Annotated in this window: 26 protein-coding genes; 17 read left to right on the forward strand and 9 right to left on the reverse strand. The window is 44.9% G+C overall.

All coding sequences use genetic code 11. The features are described from left to right. Positions 1-319: 319 nt before the first annotated feature. From QUB64_RS11820 to QUB64_RS11830, 3 genes are read right to left on the reverse strand one after another with little or no spacing between them, the layout of a single operon-like run. Complete coding sequence (locus QUB64_RS11820; protein WP_333269512.1) at positions 320-478, reverse strand: hypothetical protein; 159 nt, start codon at positions 476-478, stop codon at positions 320-322. Further along, positions 433-966: a hypothetical protein gene (locus QUB64_RS11825; protein WP_333269511.1), complete on the reverse strand. Its 534-nt coding sequence runs from the start codon at positions 964-966 to the stop codon at positions 433-435. The genes QUB64_RS11820 and QUB64_RS11825 overlap by 46 nt, the downstream gene beginning before the upstream one ends. Further along, a complete protein-coding gene (locus QUB64_RS11830; protein ID WP_333325585.1) occupies positions 963-1,664 on the reverse strand; it encodes a hypothetical protein in 702 nt (233 codons plus the stop codon). Before QUB64_RS11830 ends, QUB64_RS11825 begins: the two co-directional genes overlap by 4 nt. 424 nt (positions 1,665-2,088) lie before the next feature. Between QUB64_RS11830 and QUB64_RS11835 the strand changes: the two genes are divergently transcribed. From QUB64_RS11835 to QUB64_RS11890, 12 genes are all read left to right on the forward strand, one after another. After that, positions 2,089-2,610, forward strand: a complete 522-nt coding sequence (locus QUB64_RS11835; protein WP_333325583.1) for a helix-turn-helix domain-containing protein — start codon at positions 2,089-2,091, stop codon at positions 2,608-2,610. A gap of 434 nt (positions 2,611-3,044) precedes the next feature. Beyond that, the gene (locus QUB64_RS11840; RefSeq protein ID WP_333325580.1) at positions 3,045-4,295 is read left to right on the forward strand and encodes a hypothetical protein; all 1,251 of its coding nucleotides are present in this window, start codon (positions 3,045-3,047) and stop codon (positions 4,293-4,295) included. 95 nt (positions 4,296-4,390) lie between these two features. Next, positions 4,391-4,942, forward strand: coding sequence for a hypothetical protein (locus QUB64_RS11845; RefSeq protein ID WP_333269507.1), 552 nt, complete (start codon positions 4,391-4,393; stop codon positions 4,940-4,942). A 3-nt stretch (positions 4,943-4,945) separates the two neighbouring features. Beyond that, a complete protein-coding gene (locus QUB64_RS11850) occupies positions 4,946-5,173 on the forward strand; it encodes a hypothetical protein (RefSeq protein ID WP_333269506.1) in 228 nt (75 codons plus the stop codon). An 18-nt stretch (positions 5,174-5,191) separates the two neighbouring features. Beyond that, a complete protein-coding gene (locus tag QUB64_RS11855) occupies positions 5,192-5,371 on the forward strand; it encodes a hypothetical protein (RefSeq protein WP_333269505.1) in 180 nt (59 codons plus the stop codon). 292 nt (positions 5,372-5,663) lie between these two features. Further along, positions 5,664-6,878 carry an IS110 family transposase gene (locus QUB64_RS11860; protein WP_333269504.1) on the forward strand — a complete coding sequence of 405 codons (1,215 nt, stop codon included), beginning with the start codon at positions 5,664-5,666 and terminating at the stop codon, positions 6,876-6,878. A gap of 357 nt (positions 6,879-7,235) precedes the next feature. Beyond that, positions 7,236-8,378 carry a glycosyltransferase family 4 protein gene (locus QUB64_RS11865; RefSeq protein WP_333269503.1) on the forward strand — a complete coding sequence of 381 codons (1,143 nt, stop codon included), beginning with the start codon at positions 7,236-7,238 and terminating at the stop codon, positions 8,376-8,378. A 470-nt stretch (positions 8,379-8,848) separates the two neighbouring features. Further along, positions 8,849-9,949, forward strand: a complete 1,101-nt coding sequence (locus tag QUB64_RS11870; protein WP_333269502.1) for a glycosyltransferase family 4 protein — start codon at positions 8,849-8,851, stop codon at positions 9,947-9,949. Between the two features lie 123 nt (positions 9,950-10,072). Further along, entirely contained in the window at positions 10,073-11,443 is a 1,371-nt protein-coding gene (locus tag QUB64_RS11875; protein ID WP_333269501.1) for an O-antigen ligase domain-containing protein, read from the forward strand. Further along, on the forward strand, positions 11,440-11,601 hold the full coding sequence (locus QUB64_RS11880) for a hypothetical protein (protein WP_333269500.1): 162 nt from the start codon (positions 11,440-11,442) through the stop codon (positions 11,599-11,601). The genes QUB64_RS11875 and QUB64_RS11880 overlap by 4 nt, the downstream gene beginning before the upstream one ends. A gap of 283 nt (positions 11,602-11,884) precedes the next feature. Continuing rightward, entirely contained in the window at positions 11,885-12,646 is a 762-nt protein-coding gene (locus tag QUB64_RS11885) for a WecB/TagA/CpsF family glycosyltransferase (RefSeq protein WP_333269499.1), read from the forward strand. 373 nt (positions 12,647-13,019) lie between these two features. Beyond that, on the forward strand, positions 13,020-13,463 hold the full coding sequence (locus tag QUB64_RS11890; protein WP_333269498.1) for a DUF4079 domain-containing protein: 444 nt from the start codon (positions 13,020-13,022) through the stop codon (positions 13,461-13,463). Between the two features lie 132 nt (positions 13,464-13,595). On the opposite strand, the gene QUB64_RS11895 is transcribed toward QUB64_RS11890, so the two are convergent. After that, positions 13,596-14,495: an alpha/beta fold hydrolase gene (locus tag QUB64_RS11895; protein ID WP_333269497.1), complete on the reverse strand. Its 900-nt coding sequence runs from the start codon at positions 14,493-14,495 to the stop codon at positions 13,596-13,598. Positions 14,496-14,755: 260 nt separating this feature from the next. Here QUB64_RS11895 and QUB64_RS11900 point away from each other — a divergent pair, with 260 nt between their 5' ends. The 5 genes from QUB64_RS11900 to QUB64_RS11920 all read left to right on the forward strand — a co-directional run bounded on the left by QUB64_RS11900 (position 14,756) and on the right by QUB64_RS11920 (position 21,257). Beyond that, positions 14,756-15,352, forward strand: a complete 597-nt coding sequence (locus QUB64_RS11900) for a FeoA family protein (protein ID WP_333269496.1) — start codon at positions 14,756-14,758, stop codon at positions 15,350-15,352. 309 nt (positions 15,353-15,661) lie between these two features. Next, positions 15,662-15,904 carry a FeoA family protein gene (locus tag QUB64_RS11905; RefSeq protein ID WP_333269495.1) on the forward strand — a complete coding sequence of 81 codons (243 nt, stop codon included), beginning with the start codon at positions 15,662-15,664 and terminating at the stop codon, positions 15,902-15,904. Then, positions 15,904-18,243 (forward strand): Fe(2+) transporter permease subunit FeoB, encoded by a 2,340-nt coding sequence (gene feoB / locus QUB64_RS11910; protein WP_333269494.1) that lies wholly within the window; start codon positions 15,904-15,906, stop codon positions 18,241-18,243. The genes QUB64_RS11905 and feoB overlap by 1 nt, the downstream gene beginning before the upstream one ends. A gap of 164 nt (positions 18,244-18,407) precedes the next feature. Next, a complete protein-coding gene (locus tag QUB64_RS11915) occupies positions 18,408-18,674 on the forward strand; it encodes a FeoC-like transcriptional regulator (RefSeq protein ID WP_333269493.1) in 267 nt (88 codons plus the stop codon). Between the two features lie 360 nt (positions 18,675-19,034). Further along, positions 19,035-21,257, forward strand: a complete 2,223-nt coding sequence (locus QUB64_RS11920) for a heavy metal translocating P-type ATPase (protein ID WP_333269492.1) — start codon at positions 19,035-19,037, stop codon at positions 21,255-21,257. A gap of 291 nt (positions 21,258-21,548) precedes the next feature. Here QUB64_RS11920 and QUB64_RS11925 read toward each other — a convergent pair whose 3' ends face one another. The 5 genes from QUB64_RS11925 to QUB64_RS11945 all read right to left on the reverse strand — a co-directional run bounded on the left by QUB64_RS11925 (position 21,549) and on the right by QUB64_RS11945 (position 24,481). Then, positions 21,549-22,739, reverse strand: a complete 1,191-nt coding sequence (locus QUB64_RS11925) for an ATP-binding protein (RefSeq protein WP_333269491.1) — start codon at positions 22,737-22,739, stop codon at positions 21,549-21,551. Continuing rightward, complete coding sequence (locus QUB64_RS11930) at positions 22,740-23,003, reverse strand: hypothetical protein (protein WP_333269490.1); 264 nt, start codon at positions 23,001-23,003, stop codon at positions 22,740-22,742. 39 nt (positions 23,004-23,042) lie between these two features. Then, positions 23,043-23,543, reverse strand: coding sequence for a cache domain-containing protein (locus QUB64_RS11935; protein ID WP_333269489.1), 501 nt, complete (start codon positions 23,541-23,543; stop codon positions 23,043-23,045). A 200-nt stretch (positions 23,544-23,743) separates the two neighbouring features. Continuing rightward, entirely contained in the window at positions 23,744-23,926 is a 183-nt protein-coding gene (locus QUB64_RS11940) for a hypothetical protein (RefSeq protein WP_333269488.1), read from the reverse strand. 150 nt (positions 23,927-24,076) lie between these two features. Continuing rightward, on the reverse strand, positions 24,077-24,481 hold the full coding sequence (locus QUB64_RS11945; protein ID WP_333269487.1) for an alpha/beta fold hydrolase: 405 nt from the start codon (positions 24,479-24,481) through the stop codon (positions 24,077-24,079). Positions 24,482-24,635 lie beyond the last annotated feature (154 nt).

Consider the following 24,635-nt stretch of genomic DNA (forward strand, 5'->3'; position numbering starts at 1 on the left):
ATATGGTGGGCTGTAATGCGCGGACTGCAAGATGGTAAAAATCCTAAATCTCAAATCTAAAATTAGTTGGCGATCGACTGAGAACGTGCGCCGGGGGGGGAGCCGGCTTATGGCCCGCCCCCCCGGCCGCGACAGGTACAGTTTGGGGCGCCGCAGGCAAGGTGACGCGATGTTAAAAACAACCGGGTTGAGTAATACCCGGTATACAACCCAAAAAAACACAAATAATGGTATATTTACAATCCACAAATAAGAGCCTTGAATAAATAAAACTCTTAAACCCTTACAGGCTAAACAGTCTAGTGTTTTTTGTAATTTATTAATTTTCAGCGGGATTTTTCTGACTGGCGCTAGAGATTTGTGGGGTAATGCGAAAATTATTGTCGGCCGTCAGAAAAATAGCCGCCACCGCCGAGGCGATCGGTAATGTGGTTAAGTTGGTTGCCTGAATGCGTTTGGTGTCATTTGGATTTTCCACGCTGTTTCCCGACCTAGTTTTGTTTCTAATTTTCTGAAAATGAATGTTCCCCATTGAAATTGTGGTTTTCGAGGTTTTGCCCCAATTAGTTCTTGTACTTTGGAAGTTGGAAGTAGCAGAATGTGGTTGGCGGCATATTCTAGGGCTTTGTACTTTGCTAGCGGGTCTTGATTGGTGCTCAAGTGCCGGGCGATCGTTTCTATTAATTGCAGTGTTTCGTTAAAGTTGTCTAGTTGTCCGCTAGACAAGTCCAGTTGTCTGCTGGGCAAGTTTAGTTTACTTGGTGTAATAGCTTCTGCGCTTTTGGGAAAGTCTGACAGTGTGGTGCTTGGGTTGTTTTTTAGGAATTCGTCTAGTTTGTCTAGTGAGTCACTGGATATTTCCCCTCGTTTGACTGGTGTTACGTGTAGCGCTTTCATGCGATTGTAAATTGATTGCTTGCTGCTTAAATTGTACCGCGCTTGCAGTTCTGAAATTTTGTGGTTCATTTTTTGAGGATTGTTTTTAGCTTGTCTGGACTTGAGATGATTTTCAAGATTTCGGTTGTGGGTTGCCCCATGTTGATCGCTCTGTAGACTTTCCCCATTTTTTTGTTAGGTACGTAACGAGCACGCTGTTTTTTGCCTTCGAGCCAGCGGTAGGTGTAGTAGGGCCCGGTGCATTTATCTTGGTGGTGGCGGACTGAGTGCTGCTTGCCGTTGATGCGGACTTTGTAGTGGAAGTCTATCCAGCCGCTAGATGAAGCTTCAACATTCTCCACAACAGACTCGACGGTGGATAGATTCTCCACAACAGACTCGACGGTGGATAGATTCTCCACAACAGTCTCGACCGCTGGTACATTCTCCACAACAGTCTCGACGGTGGATAGATTCTCCACAACAGTCTCGACCGCTGGTACATTCTCCACAACAGTCTCGACCGCTGGTACATTCTCCACAACAGTCTCGACATCAGTTGGTGTGGGGCAAGTTTTAACTTCATCTGGATATAAAAAATCCCACTGATTGATATATGGGTTCCAGAATTGGATGCTGCCGTCGATCGGGTGTACGGCGTTGACTCGGAAAATTTCGCCGCGCTTAATCCACGCTGCGACCGCTGGCTTGCGTTTGGTTTTTACCCAGTCACCGGCTTTGTATAGTGGTGTCGGTACTGGGCTCTTGAAAAGTTCTAGCTGTTGCATGGCTATAGCTTTGTTATTTCAAGCATTTTGCAAATTTCTGACTCTTGAAGTTTCCAGCTTATTTGCAATATTTTGTAAATTTCTGATTCTTTGTTGAACAGTTTTTGCAGACTTAGCCCTGTTTTGAGTGCTTCATTTGCAGCATCGATGTCTCTGCATTTTTATTGACTGTAGATTATTTGTGATTTAACGATTATTGCGAATATTGCGACTGAGCTGATTTCTAGAGTTGTTGTGGCGCTCGTTTTTTCAAGTTCGCGTAGCTCTGCTTTGGCTTTTTCAAGGTTGGGTGTGCTCATTGTGGTTGCCTCTGTTTTTTGGTGCGGGTTTGTCTGGGTCGATCTATATATGTAGGGCTGCTGAGCATAGTTAGGTAGCGTTTGACTATTTGTTCTCCGCTTCTGTACTGAAGGAAGAGTTCAATTTGCTTGTGGACGGATGGGGGGTAGGTTTTCATGGTGGTAAGGAAACTGCCGTTGTCCCACTCGGCAGCGCGGCTTTAATCCCGGTGGTGCGGGGGCTGGTTTTTATTGGAATAACGCAATTACTAGGGTTTTCCCCCTTGTTTGAGAAAATAAGGGGGTTCAGACTTAGAGGCTCAATTCAAAGTCTGATGGTTGTTTTACTAGCTTATTATGTGCCTGCATATTGTTATGTGTCAATACGCTGGCATATAATAAAAGGAGATTTTACAAGAATGCCTGTGAGAAACTGTTTGAAGCCAGTCTTGGAAAAAAAATTGCAAATATCTAGGTTGACTTCCTATAGATTTGGCAAGTTGACTGGTTTGGGTCGTGGTACGTCTGAAAAGATTAACGATCCGAATTGGGTTCCTAACGAAAGAACTTTGGAAATTATTTGTAAGACTTTTCGCTTGCAGCCAGGGGAATTTCTCTACTGGGTCCCCGAGGATTCTCTTAATGATAATGTTGAATCCGCTTGTTAATTTATCTACCAGTATATTGACATAAACCAGTATATTGGCATATAACAGACACAGCTGAATTTGCATACCTTTGGGCTTGCCTTTTAAGCTCTTTCTTTAGAAATTTTTGGCGACACCTGCCGTTAAGTGGTGTGACTGCGTGAGAGCGCGCTAATACCGTGATATTCGGGATACCACGCCGGTTAAAGACAAGGCGGTTTCTAGTGCGACACCTGCCAGCGAGTGGTGTGACTACACAGAGAGGTTGTGGTGAACTCGTAATACTCGAGATGCCATCGTCGGCTTACAGGCGATCGGAAACGTTGGCTTAATACAAGACGTGACGCAGACAGAGCGCTGGCGCTAACGGAAGCGCAAACTTTACAAAGGTTTAGAGACTTTTGTAGAACCGTGACAACCCGGAGAGACGGGTACCAAAAATTTGAAGCCAGTTTATGTACCAGTGTAGAAGGAATGAATTAAAGGCGATCGCCCGCGACCTCGGAATCGAACCTGACGGTGATCGTCGCAAAATTGAAACGTGGGAGTTGGCGATCGAACGGGCTGCTCAGTCTATGGGTATATCCGTTGAAGCTGCTTGTAACCCACTTCTGCGGTTTTATGCGTTGGGAGAGCATAACGGCCTTTCTGACGATCAAATAGAAGAGGCGATTGAACAAATAACCGAAAAACATTATTTTTCATCGTCTAAGCGCGGTATAGCTGAAGCTGCTCAGAAGCGGGCTTTTAGACAGGTTGAACGTTTTGCTAAATATGGTTGGGTTCATGACCCAAGCGAGTTAATTGCTGAAAATTCTCCCGGTATTGATTGCGTCCAGGAGTCGATCGAATTAGCGGCTGAGAGTTCACCTGGTGTTGATTTTGCCCAGGAGTCGATCGAACTAGCGGTTGAAAGTTCACCTGGTGTTGATTTTGCCCAGGAGCTGGGTGTTGATTTCGCTCAGGAGCCGATCGAACTAGCGGCTGAGAGTTTCTCCGGTGTTGATTTTGCCCAGGAGTCGATCGAATTAGCGGTTGAAAGTTTCTCCGGTGTTGATTTTGCCCAGGAGCCGATCGAACTAGCCGCTGAGAGTTTCCTCGGTGTTGATTTTGCCCAGGAGCCGATCGCTTGTGACAGCATTTTGCCTCAACCGTTAATTTTCCTAATTGAATTTTTGTCTGAAGGTGAGGGCTTTGATGTTCAGCCGCTAACTCTGACTGTTGCTGACGCTTGGAATCCTGCAGATTTTGGAGAGGTTTTGTATAAAGCAGATGCCAGCGGTCAACTGAATTTGTTTGAGTGGGAAGTCAGCGAACCGCTCGACCCAGATGATTATCCATCAATTGCAGGTTTTCAGCAGGCTTGGGATGCTTGGAGTTTAGAAAATCCTGAGATTGAGCCGATCGACTTACCTGCTGAAAATATCCCCGGTGTATTTTCCGATATTGGAACTGTCGAGACGGTTTCTCTTGAGTCGATGTGTCAGTGGGCTCCTTGTGACCAACTTTTTACTGGCGAAAATATTTCGGTGCAATCTGGTGAACGTTGTTTTTGTGGTCAAGCTTTTGCTCATCAGTGTGACGGTAGGACAGTTATTATTCGCGTTTATCTCGATCGTGTGAAGCGACTGTTTTGTTACAAAACTCGAAATGGTTCCAATTTAGTTGGCGGGCGATCGCCTCCGGGAGGTGATTTGATGGCATGAGCTTCTGAGTTTCTTTTTCTAGTGTGACGTTTTGACAATTTACTCTTGTTACAGCGATCGTTTGAAGCGAGCGATCGCTTTCTCTTTCTGAATTTATGGACACTTACGAACTTCAAGCCGAGCTAGCTGCTGCCAGAGCTGAAATTGAGCAACTCCGACAAGCCAATGATGAGTTGTGCGATCGCGTTCGCCGGCAAACCGAAATTATCAGTCGAGCTAAGGATATTGCGCCTTTTGCTCGTCCGAGTTTTGGTAGGGTGCTGTCTCTTGCTAAAGCGGCTTGTCTTGATTTGTGTAAGGGTTCTAAGGACAAAGGCGGTGGTTGGATATTGAGTTTGGGTTCAACTGTTCGTCGGTTTAAATCTCTGATTCAGATTTGGGACATTCTCACTTTAGACAGTTGGAGTTTGTCTGATTTGTTTGGATATTTTTTGATTGCTAAGCCTTGTGCTAAAAAAATCATTCCTGTTTCATCTAAAATCGAGAATGGACTTAGGATTGATATTTATGGCGATTTTGGCCATGGATTTTCGACTAATGTTTATGGTGATTTAGTTGCAGGCAATGTTTTAACTCAAGCTCAGAATTCTTTTGAGATTTGGAATTGTGCTACTGACGATTGTTACGATTTTTTTTGTTCACCATGAAATATGAACATTACCAAAATTGGATTTGGGATTACAAAAAACTTAGGCAATTATCAAAATCTTCGGATTTATTTAGAGGCGGATTTGGAATTAGGCGAAGATGCTGATATTGCTCTTGATGTCCTTCGTACCCGAGTTGCCGATGAAGCCAATTTTGGGGACGAGTATCGCCACCTGAGAGAACGTATAGTTACCGGAAAGATTGAACTATCTGAGTTAGTTATTGCTTGAGAGCAAGTTAAGTTTGATTTGGAGGTTGCAATTAGAAGGTGGAATAATTTAGTTGATTATTTTTCATCTTCTGATGTCATTGGTGATGTTGGTGGCTTGTTGCTTTCACATTTTGAAATGCCTTTATCATCTGATTCTGATCGACTTAATGATTCTGAATCGGTGCCGTTTGCAGGCGAGCATTTTTCGGAGTTTTGAATGACGAACGCCTGATGATGCTGCTTGATTCGGCGGCTGAAACTCCCCCTTTTAAATGGGGAGTCGCGGATGGAGTCCAAACCTGTTCGTCAATTGGTTGAATTGTAATTTAGGGCTTTTAGACAGAAGTAAGCTGTTAGGGCTTTTACTATTTCACAAGCTCGGTTGCAATTTTGCTGATTGTTTTCCCGTGCATTTTTTAGCTTTAACAGTGAATTAGGCTCTTGCGGCCTTTGGGTGATTCATAAGCTTTGCTGCGGGAATTTGGAAAATTTATCACCTGTAAAAATTAATGCAACTTCTTGGACTTGACATCAGTAAAGCCTCAGTTTCTGCTTGCTTGCTTTTGGAAAAGCCTGCTGAACCGCGACAGTTTTATTACGATTACAACTTTCGCAAATTTGACGCGACTGCTGCTGGAATTAGCGCGTTGCTGGAATTTATTGGCAACGATGTTACGAACACAATTGCGGTAATGGAGCCGTCGGGAATTAATTACCAAAAATTGTGGGGAACAATGCTTGCTAGGGCTGGCGTAGAAGTGCGGCTGGTCGGTCATAGAGAATTGCGATCGTTTCGCGAACATCACCTTGGGCTGCCGGACAAAGATGATGATGCGGATGCTTTAGCGCTGGCGATTTATGGTTGGGATTATTTTAGCAACCTCCGTCGGTTTACCCAAGTGCGATTGCCAGTTATTGTTGAGATTCGCCGTTTAGTTTTGCGGCTAGCGCATTTAAACCGCGTGCAGTCGCCGATTATTAACCGCGCTCGGCAAGATTTGGCTTGGCAGTTTCCAGAATCTGCATTTATTCGATCGGTGCGATCGGTCGAGAGGGTGCCGCTGTTGTGGGGGTGGTTGTGCGGCCAGCGCCAGTCGGTTAAGTACGATTTGATGTTGGAAAGTTCTATCGGTTTAGGGATAACTGATGAAGTTCGCCGCCACGCTGCGCGGATTTGTGACCTTCAGCGGGAAGAGATGGCGTTGGAGTTTCAGCTATCGAAGTTGGTTGGCGAACCTCAGTTTTTTCCTTACCGCAAGGTTTTTGCTCGATTTGGTTTCGGCCGGCGCGTTGAGGCGTTGCTGCTGTCACAGATTTATCCATTTGAAAATTATCTTGCTGCTGATGGTAAACCAGATGTGAAGATTCGTAAAGGTCGCAACTCTGGCAAGCCGACTAAGCGGTATTTGTCCTTGCGGCGGTTTATGAAAGCTTTGGGTTGCGCGCCGTCCCAAGAGAGCAGCGGTGACTTGCGCAAATCTAAGGTCGTTGGGGGTAGTGATTTGTGTCGCAAAGCTTTGTGGCAGTGGGTGTTTACTCGGATTGAACCGCAGCGTTGCCGTTTGAAGAATGATATTGGCGATCGGTTGGGGAAAATTATTGATGCTGAAAAATTTATTTTTGTCGGTTTGGTTGAAAAATCTAGCGGTCGTCCGGTGCGGTTAATTCGATCGCGCGTTGCTGCCAAAGCTGTCAAATTGTTGTTTAAAGAGTTGGTTTTATAGTTTAGTTCGGTTACGGAGTTGCTAGAGTGAAATAGTTGTCTAGCGGGCGTGTTAGCCGCGAAAAAAGCTGCTGTTTGATGAGGAATATGTCTTGAGACGGAACTTTTGGCGACCTCAAAAATTATGCCTATAGGAACGTGTTTGGCAATCCCATCCATCGTTACTATTAATTGAATGACAGCGAGATGATTGCCGATCGTCAATACAGGGGTGTTGCCAACAGTCGCTAGGTTTGATTCTATGTAAACACCAGGAAAGCGGTAATTAATATTCACCCGCCCCTCTTTCCTGTCCCACTCTAATACCAGCGCTCATCACAGCGCCGTGAAGAGTCGGAGTCTTCAGCGGGAATAAAAAATGAAAATCACCTTTGTTCTTCCTACTCTCTCTCTGACTGGTGGAATACGAGTAGTATCTATTTTCGCAGAACTTTTGAGAAAGCGAGGGCACTCCGTGTTCGTCATCTCTGTACCCCACGCCCAAGCGAGTCTGCGCCAGCAAGTTAAGTCGCTGCTGCGGGGACGGGGTTGGATTTCCACGCCAGAAAAAGAGCCCTCATTTTTCGATAATTTAGGTGTAGAACACAAAATTACCGATCGCTGGCGCCCCATAGAAGACAAAGATGTGCCTGACGCTGACGTAGTAGTGGCCACCTGGTGGGAAACCGCCGAGTGGGTAGCAAAACTCTCCCCGAGCAAAGGAGCAAAAGCTTATTTTATCCAGCACCACGAAGTTTTTGACTATCTACCTAAAGGTAGAGTAGAAGCAACCTGGATGCTGCCCATGCACAAAATTACGATCTCTCAGTGGTTAGTTGACCTAGCGAGGACTCAATATCAAGACGACAAAGTTTCCTTAGCTCCTCCGAGCGTGGACACCAAGCAATTTTATGCCTCTGGTCGCAACAAACAATCGGTTCCTACAGTCGGCATCCTTTACTCTACAATCTACTGGAAAGGAACCGATATCGCCCTCAAAGCTTTTTCCCTAGCTGCTGAAAATATCCCCAACCTGCGTCTGGTTGCCTTCAGTTCCGAGGCCCCATCCCCGGAATTGCCGCTACCAGACAATGCTGAGTATGTAATTCAACCCGACCAAGACAAAATCAAAGACTATTACAGCAAATGCGATGTGTGGCTGCTGGCCAGTCGCTCTGAAGGCTTCGGATTGCCAATTATCGAAGCGATGGCGTGCCGCACTCCCGTCATCAGTACCCCAGCAGGCGCTGCTCCTGAAATTCTGAGCGGCGGTACTGGCATACTTCTACAATCTCAAGCTCCCGAAGAAATGGCAAAAGCCATAGAGCGTATGTGTCAGTTGCCCAATGCTGAGTGGCAAGCCATGTCCGAAGCCGCCTATGCTAAGGTCATCAATTACAGTTGGGAAGATGCCACGGAGCATTTTGAAGCAGGATTGAAAGTTGCTGTAGACAAATCTCAACAACGCGACGTTAACATAGTTTCCTTTTCTCCCTACTATGTGGAGCCAGCACGGGTCTAGAAAGAAGTTAAGGTTGGATGCTAAATCCGGAAATTTGAAATTCTGCGCCTAGTCACGCCAGCGAACGCGGGATTCTCAGCATGAACTGAATATCGTTTGGTGGGGTGCTTCTGCCAAAACTCAAATCGCCCGTGTCCTGTTTCTACCCAGCAGTCTCGACACGAATTCCGATCGCATGGATATAATAGTGGTTCAATGTTACCGCAGGCAAAAATCTCCAGCCAAGTGCAACGGAAATTTTAAAGCTAGCGCAGTTACGGGTTAGACTTGTCTAGTCCTCACACATCTCCCGATTTCTAATTGGGAAAAGTCCCTGACGACAAAGTACGGTCGGCTTTAACTCAAGTGACGAGACCATCCAGCAGCAAGCAGCATCCTTCACAACAGCCAAACACAGGCCCTCAAGTCCGAAGTATCTGCGATGTGATGGAGATTTATTATAAACCAGCGTTCATCTTCGGCATTAATTCATGAAAATTACTTTTGTCCTTCCCAACCTTGCTATTACAGGTGGCATGAGGGTGTTATCTATATACGCAGAAATTCTCCTCCAGCGAGGACACAAAATATTTATCGTCTCTACACCCCAGCCACGACCGACGTTGAGGCAACAATTGCGATCGGTGCTCAGGGGTAGGGGTTGGCTGGCCGCTCCCAAGGAAGAAGCGTTTTTCTTTGACAAGGTAGATGTCGAAAGCCGAGTTCTCGAAACCTGGCGTCCAATTACCGACCGTGACGTACCTGATGCCGATATTATCATGGCTACTTGGTGGGAGACTGCCGAGTGGGTGTCAAAACTCTCCCCGAGCAAAGGAGCGAAAGTATATTTTCTCCAACACTACGAAGCTTTTGAGTACACACCAAAAGATCGAGTAGACGCAACTTGGCGGCTGCCGATGCACAAAATAGTTGTGGCGAGGTGGCTCGAAGACAAAGCGCGGAATGAATACGGCGATTTGTCTGCCTCTCTCGTCCCTCCCACGGTGGACACCAAACAGTTTTACGACCCCCACTCGCGATCGAAGCAGCCACGAGCCAAGCAGTCAGTTCCCACAGTCGGGATGTACTACAGTACACCTCCTTGGAAAGGCTGCGATATTGCCCTGGAAGCTTTCTCTATAGCGGCTAAAAAAATTCCCAACCTGCGTTTAGTTGCCTTTGGTTGCGGTGACCCTGCTCCTGCCAATTTTCCGAATGGTACTGAGTATGACATATTTCCTACCCAAGACCAACTCAAAGAATTTTACAGCAAATGCGATGCTTGGCTGTTTGCCAGCCGCTCCGAAGGCTTCGGCTTGCCAATTTTAGAGGCGATGGCTTGCGGCACTCCAGTCATCGGCACTCCCGCTGGTGGGGCTCCTGAGCTACTGGCTGGCGGGGGTGGCATACTTGTCAAGCCAGAAGACCCAGAGGATATGGCAAAAGCGATCGAGCAGATTTGTCAGTTGTCTGATGCCGAATGGCGGGCAATGTCCGAGACTGCTTTGGAGACGGTGATCAATTATACTTGGGAGGATGCAACCGATCTGTTCGAGGCTGCACTATACACGGCACGGGAATGTCCGGCATAATTAACTGACAAGGCGTAAAATTGAGGTCGATTTAAAAGATCGGGGTTGGGCGATCGTTTAAGCGAGAATTTTTATCGGGCAAATAGAGTAGTCTTTCTACAATTTTACTGCCAAAAAAAACCTATGGTTGCATTAATCCCAATTGTTATGTTCGGTTGGATTCCGATCGTTTGTTACTTGTTTGTGAGGTTTCCGAATCAGCGGGCGGTAATTATCAGTTTTGTGGTAGCGTGGCTGTTTTTGCCACAAACTTCTTATCCCGTCCCGCTATTGCCACCCTATAACAAAATTTCGGCATCTTGCTACGCCATTTTGATTGCTACTATTGTCTACGATACTCCGCGCATCACCACTTTTAAGCCAGGTTGGCTGGACGTGCCAATGGTAATTTGCTGTTTGTGTCCAATTCTTTCACAAGTTACTAATGGCGGCAGCCCGATTTCTCCGACTTTAAACCAAATCATTACTTGGGGTCTGCCTTATTTTTTAGGACGCTTGTATCTGGGTAGTTTAGACGGGCTGCGACAATTGGCGATCGGGATTTTTGCAGGTGGGTTAGCCTACATTCCTTTTACTTTAATTGAAGGGGTTAGAGGCCCAATTCTGCACCAAATGGTTTACGGCGTCAATGCCTTTAATGACTGGAGTCAAGCAAGGCGTCTGGGGGGGTGGAGACCGGTAGTATTTATGCAGCACGGTTTGATGGTGGGCGTGTGGATGATGACAGCCGCCTTAATCGGAGTTTGGCTCTGGCAAACTGGGACGCTCAAAAAGTTTCAGGGCCGCAGCATCAAGACTCTAGCAATTGTATTAACTATTGCTTTTTTCCTGTGCCGTTCTACTGGCGCCTACAGTTTATTTGCGATCGGGTTGCTCATATTATTTTCGGCAAAGTGGTTTCGCACTTCTTTGCCCCTGCTATTCGTAATTGGATATATATGGTTTTATCTGTACGTAGCTGCATCGGGTCAATTTTCGAGCAAAGACGTGATTGCCTTCATGACTCAAATATTTGGCGAAGAACGAGCCTCCTCTCTGAAGTTTAGATTTGACATGGAAGAGATATTGGGGGATAAAGCGCGACAAAGATTTCTTTTTGGCTGGGGGGATTCGGGCGGAAACCGCGTGTACGACGGGTACGGTAAAGATATCTCAGTCACCGACAGCTTGTGGATTATTACATTTGGGTTCAACGGTATAGTCGGTTTAGCTAGTTTATTTTCTTCATTGTTACTTCCTGTTGTCGTCTTTTGCGTGTTCAAGTATCCCGCCAGAACCTGGTCTAATCCCAAAGTAGCGCCCGCTGCGGTCCTGGGAGTAGCCTTAACTATGTACGTGTTTGACTGTGTTTTGAACGCGATGACTAACCCGATTTTTGCGGTCATTGCTGGAGGAATATCCGGTCTGGTCTTAAAAGCTCCAGAAAGTCTCAAGGCCAAGAAAACCAGTTCGCCACCAAGAAGACAGTCGCTGGTTCACCAAAAATCAGGATGATTTTTACTGTTGGCGATCGCCGATCGCACTTACAGCTTGAAAATATCTGGCATTCCCTGGATACAAAGATTAAAAAGTCTACTAGCTTTGCATCAAATCAAGTTCGGGAGTTGCGCTCTTTTTCTCAGTTGCTCAAAATTTATGTAAAATCATATTGATGGCATTAATTTAAAATGCTTCAACTATTAGCACGAGACGATATTGCTCGGAAAACTGTGTTGCGAGTTGTAAACAAAAACTGGCTTGATACACTTTTTGCTAAAACGATCTAATTCTTTACAGAATCTTTAAAAATTATGAGTGGACAGGTAGGGTTTACGGGATATACTGAAGAAAATATATTCATGCCCCGCGCTCAAGTAGTCAAAACACGATTGGTGTAGTGCCGGTTGTAGTAGTTAAAGTTGTAGTTCAATATCAAGGCCCTTCGGGAATAACAAAATGAAAACAGTTAATTTATTGAATGTAGAGATAGATAACTTTACGATTACAGAGTTGTTTGAAAAACTAGACTGCGAAGGCGGTGTCGTATTTACGCCCAATGTAGACCACTTGATTAAGTTGCAGTATGACCGCGACTTCTATGAAGCTTACAATAAATCTAGTTATAGAGTCTGCGACAGTCAAATATTGATGTATTCTTCAAAATTTTTGGGGACTCCTCTCAAAGAAAAAATTTCAGGTTCGGACTTGTTTCCTGCATTTTATATGTATCACAAGGATAACGAAAACGTTAAAATATTTTTGCTAGGAGCGGCGGAAGGTATTGCTAGGAAAGCCCAAGAAAAAATCAATCAAAAAATTGGTAGAGAAATAGTGATTGAAGCACTTTCTCCTTCTTTTGGCTTTGAAAAAAATGAGGAAGAGTGTGAAGCAATAATTGACGCGATCAATAAATCAGGAGCTACAGTTCTGGCCATAGGAGTGGGATCGCCCAAGCAAGAGAAGTGGCTGGTTAAATACCAGAGCAAATTCACACACGTCAAAGTTTTCTTGGCCGTAGGCGCAACCATTGATTTTGAAGCTGGTTCCAAAGCCCGAGCTCCCAAATGGATGAGCGAAGTCGGCATAGAATGGGCGTACAGACTGTTAAGCGAACCGAGAAGGTTGTGGAAAAGATATTTGATAGAAGGTATGCCGTTTTTCCGATTAATCGTAGAACAAAAATTAGGGTTTTATAAAATGCCTTTCGTTGACAGTTAAACCACGAAGCTAGAATGGGAAGGCGGTTCCTAAAAACTGGAGCGACAAATCCATAGCCTTTCTGAGTAAGAGTGCGGTACGCTTGATAATGGGTAATGGGTAATGGGTAATTGGTAATTGGTAATGGGTAATGGGTAATTGGTAATGGGTAATTGGTAATGGCTCGCCCGCGTACCTCACTTAATTGAGAACCGCTATATAACGTAAATTAAGCTGAGTACCAGAGAAAGTGCGATCGACTTCAAGGTAAGACGGATGCAATCTGTGGATAGCCAGATCGCACTTTCTGGCAAAAATATTCATTTTTGGTTTCAGGTGTAGGTAAAATCGGAAAGAAACCTTTCTTGCAAATCCCTAACTAGGGATTTAAATCATGAATCTGCCTTCTTTCTTGTGGTTGTGGAAAATAGCGGCTTGGTCAATGGGTGCGTCACTTTTGGCTTACCTGTTGCTGGCCGTTACTGGAACGTGGATGTTTGGCGCCCGCAGTACGAAACAGCCGCGACCCAAATGGCTGCGTCCCTTTCATTTGGCGACTGGCGCGGGGATGGCGACTTTGGTAATTTTACTGCTGGGAATTGGCGTAGTCGGTACGCTCGGATACTACGGCAATTTGGGTCACTCAGCTCATTTACCGGCGGGGTTAGCTGTTGTCGCTTTGGTGTTGGTTTCTGTGGGAAGCGGGCTGCAAATTGGCCCTAAACATCCTTGGGCGCGTCCCCTTCACATTGGCACTAATTTGGCTTTGTGTGGGGGATTTGTCATTGTATTGCTTACAGGATGGACTATTGTACAAAAGTATTTACCGAAAGTTTAACGTTTGTAGTCAGGACTTCAGTCCTCTCTGGTTTGAAGAGGACTGAAGTCCTGACTACAAACCTGCCGAAAGTTTAACGTTCGATCGTGAGGACTTCAGTCCTCCGATCGGAGATGCGGACTGAAGTCCTCACTACGAACCTGCTGCTTTAGCTGTGAAATCTAAGATATGTTGAGCGGTAATTTGTGGTTTTTCTAAGTGGGGAACGTGTCCGCAGTCGGGTATCCAAATAAGTTGAGAATTTGCGATCGCACTTTTAAACTTTTCTGCATCCCCAGTCCCTAAAATTCTATCTTGTTTTCCCCACAAAATCAGCGTCTGCTGCTGAATTTGCGATATTTTTGCCCCAAAACCTCCGTAACCGCCGCTTTTGGTAAACGCAATTAAAGCTTGATTCCAATTGGGCATTTCCAAGTGCAAAGCGGCGCAATTTTGAGCGTCTACAGAAGCCAAAGTTTCGTCGAAATAAGCATTGACGCTAATTTTTTGGCGAATTTTTGGGTGGCGCAAAAATGAAGTTGCCAGATATCCTAAAGGCGGAATTAAAAATTTTCCCTTATTAGATGTTACCGCAAAACCAGCACTATCAATTAAGACTAATTTTTTGACAGCTTCGGGATGGGCGAGGGTGAAATCAATTGCTGCTGCACCTCCCATCGACGCGCCCACTAAGATTACAGGCTGCGAAATTAGCGTTTTCCAAAAATAGTATAGGTGAGTGGCGATCGCCTTTTGATTGAAGGCCGAACCCGCAGCTCTTTCTGTAAAGCCAAAACCCAACAAATCAACTGCCCAAGTCTCATTGTTTTCGGCCAGCAGCGGCAACAGGCGGCGATATTCAAACACGGAACTGTCGAAGCCGTGAATTAACAAAATCGGCGTATTTCCGCTGCCTTGGCGCACGTAGGTTGTGGCAATTGGCCCCTCTGTTAGGGGAGTTGTAATTGCCTCCTGTTGAATGCTTTGGCCTAAAGCAATTGAGGTAGATTCTGTGAGTTGTGCGATCGACTTTGGCAGAAAACTTGCTGACATAATTCTTGATAAATTGTAAATTAGGGGCGATGCCCCCGCGATCGCCCTAACAGTTAAGTATATATGCTCGATCGCCCGCTAGAGGATTTAGGGCGATCGACCCCTTAAAATGCGATCGGTACTTAGTATCCCTCAGCCCCTATTAAGGATGAGTCTGTTAACCTCATGTTAAAATATTTGAGAATAGTTGCTAATAATTCCTTTTTAATCTACTATGCTAAAGAGCAGTAATTCTTCCTTGCACGCAGTCCAAGCGCACATTGGCATCTAACGCAAGAGAGATAAAACTTGCCGATCGCCCAAAATCAGTCGAAATCCTCGGCGCGGGCAATATCTGCGCCCGAAAGATCAAAAAGGGAACGAGTTCGCTCAAACGACGAATTTTGCTATGTGTACTGTGGCGTGCCTCGCGTATTGAGAATAAATATCAAGTTGCTGCTGACAGCAAGCCCAAAGAGCTTGTTACTAAAATCGATCGACAACCAGAACAGATGAAAGAAAACACCCAAGAATACAGCCAGCCAAACGAACAGCTAAACCACAGACAGTTCGGGGCTTTTACCTTTTACGGCGAGACACCAGAAGTCTCTACAACAGCAGAAGGTACAGAAAGTCAGCCAGACTTAGCTATAGGTAAATCATTCCCGCTGGCAATGGCAAGCATTGGCGACAAGCTGCGGATAGTCAAACTCAAAGGTTCAGAAGGCACCGTGCGACGCCTCATCGGCATGGGATTAGTCCCCGGCATCGAAGTTCAAATAGTCAGCAATTCTGGGGGCTCGGTGATTGTGGGAATTGGCGACAACCGCATCGGTTTGGGGGCTGGTATGGCACAGAAAATTATGTGTACTAATTAACGGAATTAGGGGCATTGGGTATTGGGCATTGGACATTGGAGGTGAAAAAGAAGTTATACCATCTTCGATTGGGGATTGGGGATTGGGGATTGGGGATTGGGGATTGGGAATGACTGATGAGAGCAGAGTTGGGAAGCTCTCCTACAGTTAGATTAGTTTTTGGAACTGATATTATGACCAATAACCAATAACCAATAACCAATAACCAATAACCAATCCCCAATAACCAATAACCAATAACCAATAACCAATAACCAATAACCAATAACCAATAACCAATAACCAATAACCAATAACCAATAGAAAAAAATGAGCGAAAAGAAGCAATTGCGGGATTTAGCTGTTGGCAGCACTGGCCGAGTAGTTGGCTATGACAAAACAGCCCGCGCTTACAAAGGCAAATTGTTAGCAATGGGATTGACGCCGGGAACAGAATTTACCGTCACTCGCCACGCACCCCTAGGAGATCCCGTAGAAATCCTAGTGCGGGGTTTCAAACTCAGTTTGCGCAAAGAGGAAGCCAATACCTTATTTATAGAGGAGGTGGAATAATGGCTAAGCAAATTATTGGATTGGTGGGCAACCCCAACTGTGGCAAAACTACCTTATTTAATGCTTTGACAGGTGCTAACCAGCGAGTGGGAAACTGGCCGGGAGTAACAGTCGAACGCAAAGAGGGAAAATACCCTCACGACGGTTTTGTAATTACTATTGTTGACTTGCCGGGAGTTTATTCTATCGATGCCGAAGATGGAGATACCGGACTCGATGAATTGGTAGCGCGAGATTATTTGCTATCTGGCGAAGCTGATGTGATTGTTAATATTGTTGATGCTTCCAACTTAGAGCGAAATTTGTATCTCACCACCCAAATCTTAGAGATGCGGGTGCCGATGATAGTAGCACTAAATATGATGGATGTTGCCAAAGAACGAGACATCCGAATTAATGTTAGCAAACTCGCAGAACGCCTCGGCTGTATGGTAGTGCCGATGAGTGCTACGTCAAATGACGGGGTGCCTTTGTTGCGCGATGCTGTGAATAAGGCGCTGGTTAAGCCGATCGTACCATCTGCCTATGTAGCTTATCCGGCTGTCATCGAAGATGCGATCGCCCAACTAATACCGCATATCGAACAACACAGCCCAAATCGCAACGTCGATGCCCGCTGGACTGCCCTGAAACTCCTAGAATACCAGGATGAAGTCGCCCCGGAACTCGCCGATACAGAGTTAGAAAAAATAGTCGTTCCGCACCGCCGCCGAGTCCACGAAACCCTTGATGACGACTTAGATATTATCATCGCCGACAGCCGCTACACCTTCATCCGCACCCTCACCCAAGGCGTCGCCGAATCTTCCAGGGAAGTCAAAACCAATGTTTCCGACAAAATCGACCAAATTGTGCTTAACCGCTGGTTGGGCATTCCCGTATTCTTGATGGTGATGTACTTAATGTTCACCATTTCGATTAACGTTGGCGCAGTATTTATCGATTTCTTTGACAACTTCTTCGGGACAATTTTCGTAGACGGTTTAGCTGCTGTTTTAGAAAGCGTCAATTCTCCTGGATGGTTAATCGGACTGCTGGCAAAAGGTGCTGGCGGTGGCATTCAAACCACAGCTACTTTTATTCCCCAAATTGGGATGATGTTCTTGTGTTTATCTGCCCTCGAAGACTCCGGCTACATGGCACGGGCAGCCTTCGTCATGGACAGATTAATGCGATTTGTCGGACTTCCCGGCAAATCCTTTGTACCGATGATGATCGGTTTTGGGTGCAATATTCCCGGAATCATGGCGACGCGGACTTTGGAAAATAAGCGCGATCGCACAATGACGATTATGATGAATCCATTCATGTCTTGTAGTGCCAGATTAGCAGTTTATGCCCTATTTTGTGGCGCATTCTTCCAAGTCGGCGGTCAAAATATGGTGTTAGGGCTTTACCTGTTAGGAATTTTAGCAGCAGTGCTCACCGGACTAATCTTAAAAAACACCATCCTGCAAGGAGAAGCTGCACCCTTTGTGATGGAACTCCCGCCCTACCACATTCCCAAACTGAAAGGCGTGCTGTTGCGGACTTGGGACAGATTGCAGGCTTTTATCAAAAAGGCCGGAATTGCGATCGTACTTATGGTGATTGTACTCGGATTCATGAACTCCGTCGGCACCGACGGTTCCTTCGGCAAAGAAAACAGCAAAGATTCAATTTTGAGCGCAGTTGCCCGCACAGTAACACCCGTATTTACCCCGATGGGAATCACCCAAGAAAACTGGCCTGCCACCGTCGGTTTACTAACAGGAGTATTTGCCAAAGAAGTCATGGTGGGAACCTTAGACTCACTCTATACCGAACTAGCAGACGAACAAAAAGCAGCAACAGGTGCAGCACCAGAAAAAGCAGAAGAATTTAGTTTTTGGGGCGGCATGAGCAAAGCATATCTCAGCATTCCAGAGAATCTCGCAAAACTGCCCGGTCAACTTTTTGACCCCCTCGGTTTAAGTTCCGCCAATATTACAGACCAAAAAACAGCAGCAGAAGAGCAAGGTATTTCAGGTAGCACCTACGGACAAATGTCGCAACGCTTTGGTTCCAACACTGCGGCTTTTGCCTATTTACTGTTTGTATTACTGTACTTTCCTTGTGTCTCCGCAACGGCAGCGCTTTACCGCGAAACTAACTTAGGTTGGACAATATTTGCGGGTGCTTGGACTACTGGTTTAGGTTACTGGGTTGCAGTGCTTTATTATCAAGTTGCGACATACGCAGAGCATCCAGAATCTTCAATTATCTGGGTAGTGAGACTGGCAATAGCTATGGCGCTGACACTTGCGGGATTAAGAATAGCTGGTGCAACACGCCCCAAACGGCGCGAAGTCATGAATTAAATGTATCTGCGTTCATCTGCGTTAATCTGCGGTTCAAAAAAATCCTATCTGGGCATTATTTAGTAGCCGTAGGGTGCGTCGCCCTCGAAAATCTCTCAAAAGAAATGACAATATAACAGCGACGCACCTGACAAATTTACGTTAACAAAGAAAGGAGAAAAACCATGATTTTAAGCGAAATTCAACAGTTTATTTCCCAAAACAAAAGAGCATCTATCGCCGATTTAAAACTTCATTTTCGGATGGATGGCGATGCTTTGCGCGGAATGCTGAACCGCCTCATGCGTAAAGGCCGCATCAGTAAAATGGCAGAAGCCAAGAAGTGCGGCGGATGTCACAGTTGCAGCGACGATGCAACGGAGATTTATGTGTGGGTAAATGCCGATAAATCCGCATCCGTAAAAGAACCAGTTTCTGCAAATTGCCATTAACTTAATCAGCGCATCAAGGAAGAGCCATGACAAACCTCGCCTCTACCGAGCGTCTCGATCCCCCTAAATCCCCCTTAAGAAGGGGGACTTTGACGCTCTTGTCCCCCCCCTTTTTAAGGGGGGTTAGGGGGGATCGATGAGCTACCGGGAAGCGACAAAAGACCGATGCTACGTTTAACGTTAAGTTGACACGACGAAAGGCACTACTGTCTCCTGCGACTGCCGTTTCCTGCGCCCTCTGGGGTTAATTAAAAAAAATCTTGTTCACAAATCCAATAAAATTAGGCTACCATTTAATCATACACATGAATATATGTTCAATAATTGTGATAATCATTCTAAAATCTCAAAAGGATACTGATGATGACTCAAACTCCTTCCCTCAAAACGCTACAAACTAAAATTGGCGGCATGGATTGCGGTAACTGCGCCAAAACCGTAGCAGCAGGCTTGGAAAAACTTCCCGGACTTACCGACATCAATGTAGTTTTTGCAACAGAAAGTTTGCGGTTAAATTACGACCCCGAACAAGTAAGCGAAAAAGCAATATTCGATCGCATTCAAACTCTAGGCTACACGATCGAACAGCCTACCGCAGCAGTATCCTCGCAGGAGGACTGTTGTTCGGGCGAACACGAACACCACCACGAACACCACCACCAGCATTCTACAGTCCAGAAAGCTCAAAAAACCAACCCAACAAACTGGGAATTTTGGATTCGCAATCGCCGGGGACAAAGTGTAATTTTAGCTGGAATAGGATTAATCCTGGGATTGCTAACTCAGCATTTAGCCCTGACAATTTGGATATCGCGGGCTTTTTACGGTATCGGTATTATTGTAGCTGGATTTGCGATCGCCCGCGCGGGCCTGATGGAGTTGCGCTTGCGTCGCGCCGACATGAATTTGTTGATGACTATTTCGGTAATTGGCGCGGTGGCTTTAGGCGATTGGTTTGAAGCGGCGTTGGTTATCTTCCTGTTTAGTCTGGGAACAACTTTGCAAACTTTCACTTTCAGTCGCACTCGCAGCGCCATTGCTAGTTTAATGGATATTACACCTCCGACGGCAACTGTCAAGCGCGACAATAATCAGGAAGTAACGGTGCGCGTCGAGGAGATTCAAGTAGGAGAAATTCTGACAATTCGCCCCGGACAAAAGGTGGCTTTGGATGGTATAGTTGTATCGGGTAATTCTGCGATCGACCAATCGCCAATTACGGGCGAATCTATCCCGGAAGATAAGGAAACGGGCGATCGCGTTTTTGCGGGAACTTTAAATCAAACTGGCTTTTTGGAAGTTCAAGTCACCCACATTTCTAGCGATACCACGGTTGCTAAAATTGTTCATTTAGTCGAATCAGCCCAATCCAGTCGCGCCCAGACTCAGCAGTGGGTGGACAGGTTTGCAGAGATTTATACTCCGATTGTAATTGTAAGCGCGATCGCCCTGACAGTAATTCCGCCCTTAATTTTTGGTCAACCATTCAGCGTTTGGTTTTACCGATCGCTGGTAATGTTAGTAATAGCCTGTCCCTGCGCTTTGGTAATTTCTACTCCTGTTTCAATTGTCAGCGCCATTGGTGCCGCCACCAGTCAAGGCATTTTGTTCAAGGGTGGAAATGGGCTAGAAACTGCTGGAAAACTCCAGAGTATTGCTTTTGATAAAACCGGAACTTTGACCCAAGGCAAACCTATAGTAAAAAAAGTGTACGATTTGGGAGAGTTGAGCGCAAGTGCGGTATTATTGATTGCAGCTTGTTTGGAACAGCGATCGGAACATCCTTTAGCTAAGGCAATTGTCGCCCAAGCCAAGGCACAGGGAATTCAGTTAGAAACTCCTGAAAACTTTACAGCCGATCTGGGTAAAGGCATTAGCGGACAATTCGGCAACAACCTCTATCTTGCAGGAAATCGCAGGTTATTTGCAGATCAAAATATTGCACTTTCAGAATCAACATTATCTCTTTTAGATGACATTGAAAAGTTAGGACAAACCCCTGTTTTGGTAGGCAGCAATCGCGGTTTATTGGGCATCATTGCTTTAGCTGACGGCTTGCGGCTGGAAGCTGCGGAGGCGGTACATTCGCTCAAACAGATGGGGCTGAAGCGACTGGTAATGCTCACGGGCGATCGCACTTTTGTAGCAGCCCAAATAGCTGAACAGCTCAACCTATCTGAGTATAAAGCAGAACTGCTCCCAGAAGACAAATTGCAACAGATTCAAGAATTGCGAAAATTTGGGGCTGTAGGGATGGTGGGCGATGGCATAAATGATGCCCCAGCTTTAGCAGCCGCCGATATCAGCTTTGCAGTTGGCGGCATTGATATCGCACTAGAAACCGCCGATGTAGTGCTAGTTGGTAGCGACTTAAGAAAACTCGCCTATGCAGTCGATTTGAGCCGCCGTACTGTATCTGTAATTCGGCAGAATGTGATTTTTTCCTTAGTCACAAAAGCGCTGTTTTTGTTGTTGGGAACTTTTGGATTTGTCGGGTTAGCAGTTGCAGTGCTTGCAGATACGGGAACATCCTTAATTGTGACAGCAAATGGAATGCGATTGTTTCGTTCTAAGTTGAATTAGTAGTAATACCATATTCAGCATCAATATCCTCATGATTGATGATAGGTAGGGTGCGTCAGTCGAGATATTTGCCATTAATCAAAAAGCTAGTTCCTGACGCACTGATATTACAGGATATTCCAGGTTAATGAAGTACAGTAGCAACTATATTGTGTGGTGTTAATCCGTAGGGTGCGGATCTGCGATATCTTAGATATAACTTGCAGATTTTTGAGGGCGACGCACCTTACTGACGAGAAGATTATGTGTACCACACATACATAGAATATGCTGTAAATTCAAACAAGTGTCTTAACTCTGGCAAAGACAAGCGCCTTCTCTGATGCGGGCTTTAATCGGCAAATAAATCACAAACTCTGCTCCCTCACCTATTTCCGAATTCACTTCTATTTTCCCCTGATGTTTCTCGATAATCTGGTAAGAAATTGACAACCCTAAACCAGTTCCCTTGCCCACAGGTTTAGTAGTAAAGAATGGGTCAAATAGCCTATCGATCGCATCCGGGTCAATCCCTGTACCGTTATCTCTAATTTTAACCACCACTCGATCTATTCCTACTATTTCAGTGGAAATTTCAATCTGCTTGTTTGGCAGATTTGGATTGCTAAGCAGTGCATCAGCAGCATTGGCTGTGATCTTCATAAATACCTGGTTTAACTGCGATGGATAGCACTCTACTAAGGGCAATTGTCCATAATTTTTAATGACTTTAATGGCTGTTTTGATTTTGCTGTTTAAAATTAATAGTGTGCTGTCAATTCCTTCGTGGATATCGACTGGTTTCATTTCAGCTTCATCTAACCTAGAGAAGTTTCGCAGCGACAAAACAATTTGCTGAATGCGCTCGGTTCCCATTTTCATAGAAGATAGCAACTTAGACAAATCTTCTGATAAAAAGTCGAGTTCAATTTCTTCTATGTACTCTTGAATCGGCGCGCTTGCATTCGGACATTCCTGCTGGTAAAGTCCTACAAGTCTGAGCAAATCTTGAGTATATTGGTTAGCGTGACAGAGGTTGCCATAAATAAAGTTAACTGGGTTGTTAATTTCGTGAGCGATTCCGGCCACCATCAATCCCAAGCCGGACATTTTTTCGGCTTGAATTAGTTGAGATTGAGTATTTTTCAAATCATGAAGCGTTTGTTTTAATTGGTGCAACTGTAGGTTGAGTGTACGATCGCGCTTTTCTACTTGTTCTATCATAAAGTTGAAAGCTTCCGCAAGTTGACCTACTTCATCAGCGGAGGGAATGGGTACTTTATCAGAAAAGTATTCATTGCTTGCCATCCAATTCACATCTTTAGTTAAGTCAAGAATTGGTTTTCCGATAATTCGGCTGACTACGGCACCAACAATAGTGGCTAGAATTACTCCTGCCCAAAAGAAACTATCGAGCCTATTAGATAAAGTTAATTGTGTTTGCTGCGTTGTTGCCATTGGGTTAAATACGGCTAGCTTTATGCTGTCACCTATATCCGACATTTATACCGTTTGCATGATGTAAGATTTGCGCTCAATATCAATTTTAGTTGTCGATGTCTGTGGTGCAGATCCTTGCCAAGATTTCGAGCGAATCTCGGGAAAATTAGTCGCTATTAATTGGTCGAATTTGAAGATGGCAAAGTAATTTATATTGTTAGTATCAATGCTGATTTGCTGCAATTGTTCGTCTGTGATTAAGTAACCTATGAGTACAGCGCCAATTATCGTATTATTGCTTCTAATCGGTGCAAATCCTACTAGCAATGCTTGTGGTTTGCCGTCAATGCTGACGAAATTTGACTTTTATAAGCCTTTGAGTGCTGAATTTATCGCTGCGCGATTGCTCAAGTTATTGCCTGTGAGCCACTCTTCTCGCAACTCTGCTACTATGTCGCCGCGTGCGTCTACTACGTTGACTAAATCTAGTTTTAAAGTGGTTTGTAGAGATAATATATCTTGACGCAAGATGTCTGTGTCTTTTTGTTGTAAAGCCCGAATAACTTCTGGTGATTCTGATAATAATTTGGCTTGCTTTGTCAATTGATCCGATCGATTTTTGAAGTCTCGCACGGCTAAAGCTGCTTGGTTTTCAACTCTATCGCGCACTCCTTTTTCGAGAGTATTGGCAAATCCGATTTTGACTGTATGTATCACTAACAACAATAGAGTGACGGATACACTTAGAAACGGCACGATAATTTTGAGGCTCAGCGGTACCCGAAAACGGCGGACTCTTGATTGAGCTGTTGTTGCTTTCGTAGGCGCACGCCGGGGCGTAGCCATCGCACTTTTTAAATTTTTCACAATTATTTATTGAGAATAAGACTCATTAATCTATGATAATACATCAACCGTAAATTTTCATTGCCGGGAGATGGTAGTGCTGCAAATCCTGAATATATAAAGAGTTGACAGGATAGTAAATTTTTGCAGCATGGCGAGCAGACTGCTTTTAGCACCCCAAAACTTGTTACTTATTTATATCAATAGTGGCGATCGCAAATTTAGAACTTCAAATCTAAAATCGGTTGGCGACTGTGTATCGATAGCCAAAAATTCAGTATCTCTTCCCCAACTTGTTCTGGATAAAAGTGATGGAAAAAATGCCTACCGTCTTTACATTCCCAAAGCCGATCGCCTTTTTTCAGCAATTTAAGCCAGCGACGCACGACAACAGGATATGCCACAAAATCAGTTTTGCTGCTGCATACTAACAAAGGTACTTCTACAGGTTCATCAGAGAAATCTATCGTACTAAATAACGAGTGAGGGGAAGGCGAAAGTTCTAAATCTTCTTCAAAATATGAAATAAATCTTTGATTTATATACGGATTTTTTTATCCCAACATATCCCCAACCATTTGAGTTAAAACTTGTTGGCGATTCCAAGGAAAAGCCGCCAGATATTTATAGTAATGAGCTTGCCAGTTAATCGCAGATGGCAAGCCGACAGCTAAGAGTGCTAAAGAACTTACTTTGTGAGGATAGCGACGGGCATACATTAAACCAACTAATCCACTGGTACTGTGGCCTATTAGATGAATTGGGCGAGCGCGAAATTTTAAATAGTGATGCAGTAACTCAACAGCGACATCTAAGGAACAACCTTCGTCTTCCGTTTGTTCGTATTCCCATATTTGGATTGGTACTGACTGATTTAAGTAGTCAAGCTCATAGCGATCGAATAATTGCAAACTTGGACTGGCACTTAGCCACAGCACATCATCTGAAGTAAATCTCATCAATTTTAAGTTGGAAATTGAACTATAGAAGAAGGAAGAAGGAAGAAGGAAGAAGGAAGAAGGAAGAAAGAAATTAGGAGACGGCAGTGCCGTGTCCCTACTCAAAATAATATTGTAGGGACACGGCACTGCCGTCTCCTCGCTTGTCATTCCG

It is taken from the genome of Microcoleus sp. Aus8_D2 (assembly GCF_036702665.1).
Taxonomy (GTDB): domain Bacteria; phylum Cyanobacteriota; class Cyanobacteriia; order Cyanobacteriales; family Microcoleaceae; genus Microcoleus.

What these genes read in the sequence shown, in the direction of transcription:
- QUB64_RS11825 (WP_333269511.1), bottom strand. Translation starts at nt 966, where the DNA reads ATGAACCACAAAATTTCAGAACTGCAAGCGCGGTACAATTTAAGCAGC.
- QUB64_RS11830 (WP_333325585.1), bottom strand. Translation starts at nt 1,664, where the DNA reads ATGCAACAGCTAGAACTTTTCAAGAGCCCAGTACCGACACCACTATAC.
- QUB64_RS11840 (WP_333325580.1), top strand. Translation starts at nt 3,045, where the DNA reads ATGTACCAGTGTAGAAGGAATGAATTAAAGGCGATCGCCCGCGACCTC.
- QUB64_RS11845 (WP_333269507.1), top strand. Translation starts at nt 4,391, where the DNA reads ATGGACACTTACGAACTTCAAGCCGAGCTAGCTGCTGCCAGAGCTGAA.
- QUB64_RS11850 (WP_333269506.1), top strand. Translation starts at nt 4,946, where the DNA reads ATGAACATTACCAAAATTGGATTTGGGATTACAAAAAACTTAGGCAAT.
- QUB64_RS11860 (WP_333269504.1), top strand. Translation starts at nt 5,664, where the DNA reads ATGCAACTTCTTGGACTTGACATCAGTAAAGCCTCAGTTTCTGCTTGC.
- QUB64_RS11865 (WP_333269503.1), top strand. Translation starts at nt 7,236, where the DNA reads ATGAAAATCACCTTTGTTCTTCCTACTCTCTCTCTGACTGGTGGAATA.
- QUB64_RS11870 (WP_333269502.1), top strand. Translation starts at nt 8,849, where the DNA reads ATGAAAATTACTTTTGTCCTTCCCAACCTTGCTATTACAGGTGGCATG.
- QUB64_RS11875 (WP_333269501.1), top strand. Translation starts at nt 10,073, where the DNA reads ATGGTTGCATTAATCCCAATTGTTATGTTCGGTTGGATTCCGATCGTT.
- QUB64_RS11880 (WP_333269500.1), top strand. Translation starts at nt 11,440, where the DNA reads ATGATTTTTACTGTTGGCGATCGCCGATCGCACTTACAGCTTGAAAAT.
- QUB64_RS11885 (WP_333269499.1), top strand. Translation starts at nt 11,885, where the DNA reads ATGAAAACAGTTAATTTATTGAATGTAGAGATAGATAACTTTACGATT.
- QUB64_RS11890 (WP_333269498.1), top strand. Translation starts at nt 13,020, where the DNA reads ATGAATCTGCCTTCTTTCTTGTGGTTGTGGAAAATAGCGGCTTGGTCA.
- QUB64_RS11895 (WP_333269497.1), bottom strand. Translation starts at nt 14,495, where the DNA reads ATGTCAGCAAGTTTTCTGCCAAAGTCGATCGCACAACTCACAGAATCT.
- QUB64_RS11905 (WP_333269495.1), top strand. Translation starts at nt 15,662, where the DNA reads ATGAGCGAAAAGAAGCAATTGCGGGATTTAGCTGTTGGCAGCACTGGC.
- feoB (WP_333269494.1), top strand. Translation starts at nt 15,904, where the DNA reads ATGGCTAAGCAAATTATTGGATTGGTGGGCAACCCCAACTGTGGCAAA.
- QUB64_RS11915 (WP_333269493.1), top strand. Translation starts at nt 18,408, where the DNA reads ATGATTTTAAGCGAAATTCAACAGTTTATTTCCCAAAACAAAAGAGCA.
- QUB64_RS11920 (WP_333269492.1), top strand. Translation starts at nt 19,035, where the DNA reads ATGATGACTCAAACTCCTTCCCTCAAAACGCTACAAACTAAAATTGGC.
- QUB64_RS11925 (WP_333269491.1), bottom strand. Translation starts at nt 22,739, where the DNA reads ATGTCGGATATAGGTGACAGCATAAAGCTAGCCGTATTTAACCCAATG.
- QUB64_RS11945 (WP_333269487.1), bottom strand. Translation starts at nt 24,481, where the DNA reads ATGAGATTTACTTCAGATGATGTGCTGTGGCTAAGTGCCAGTCCAAGT.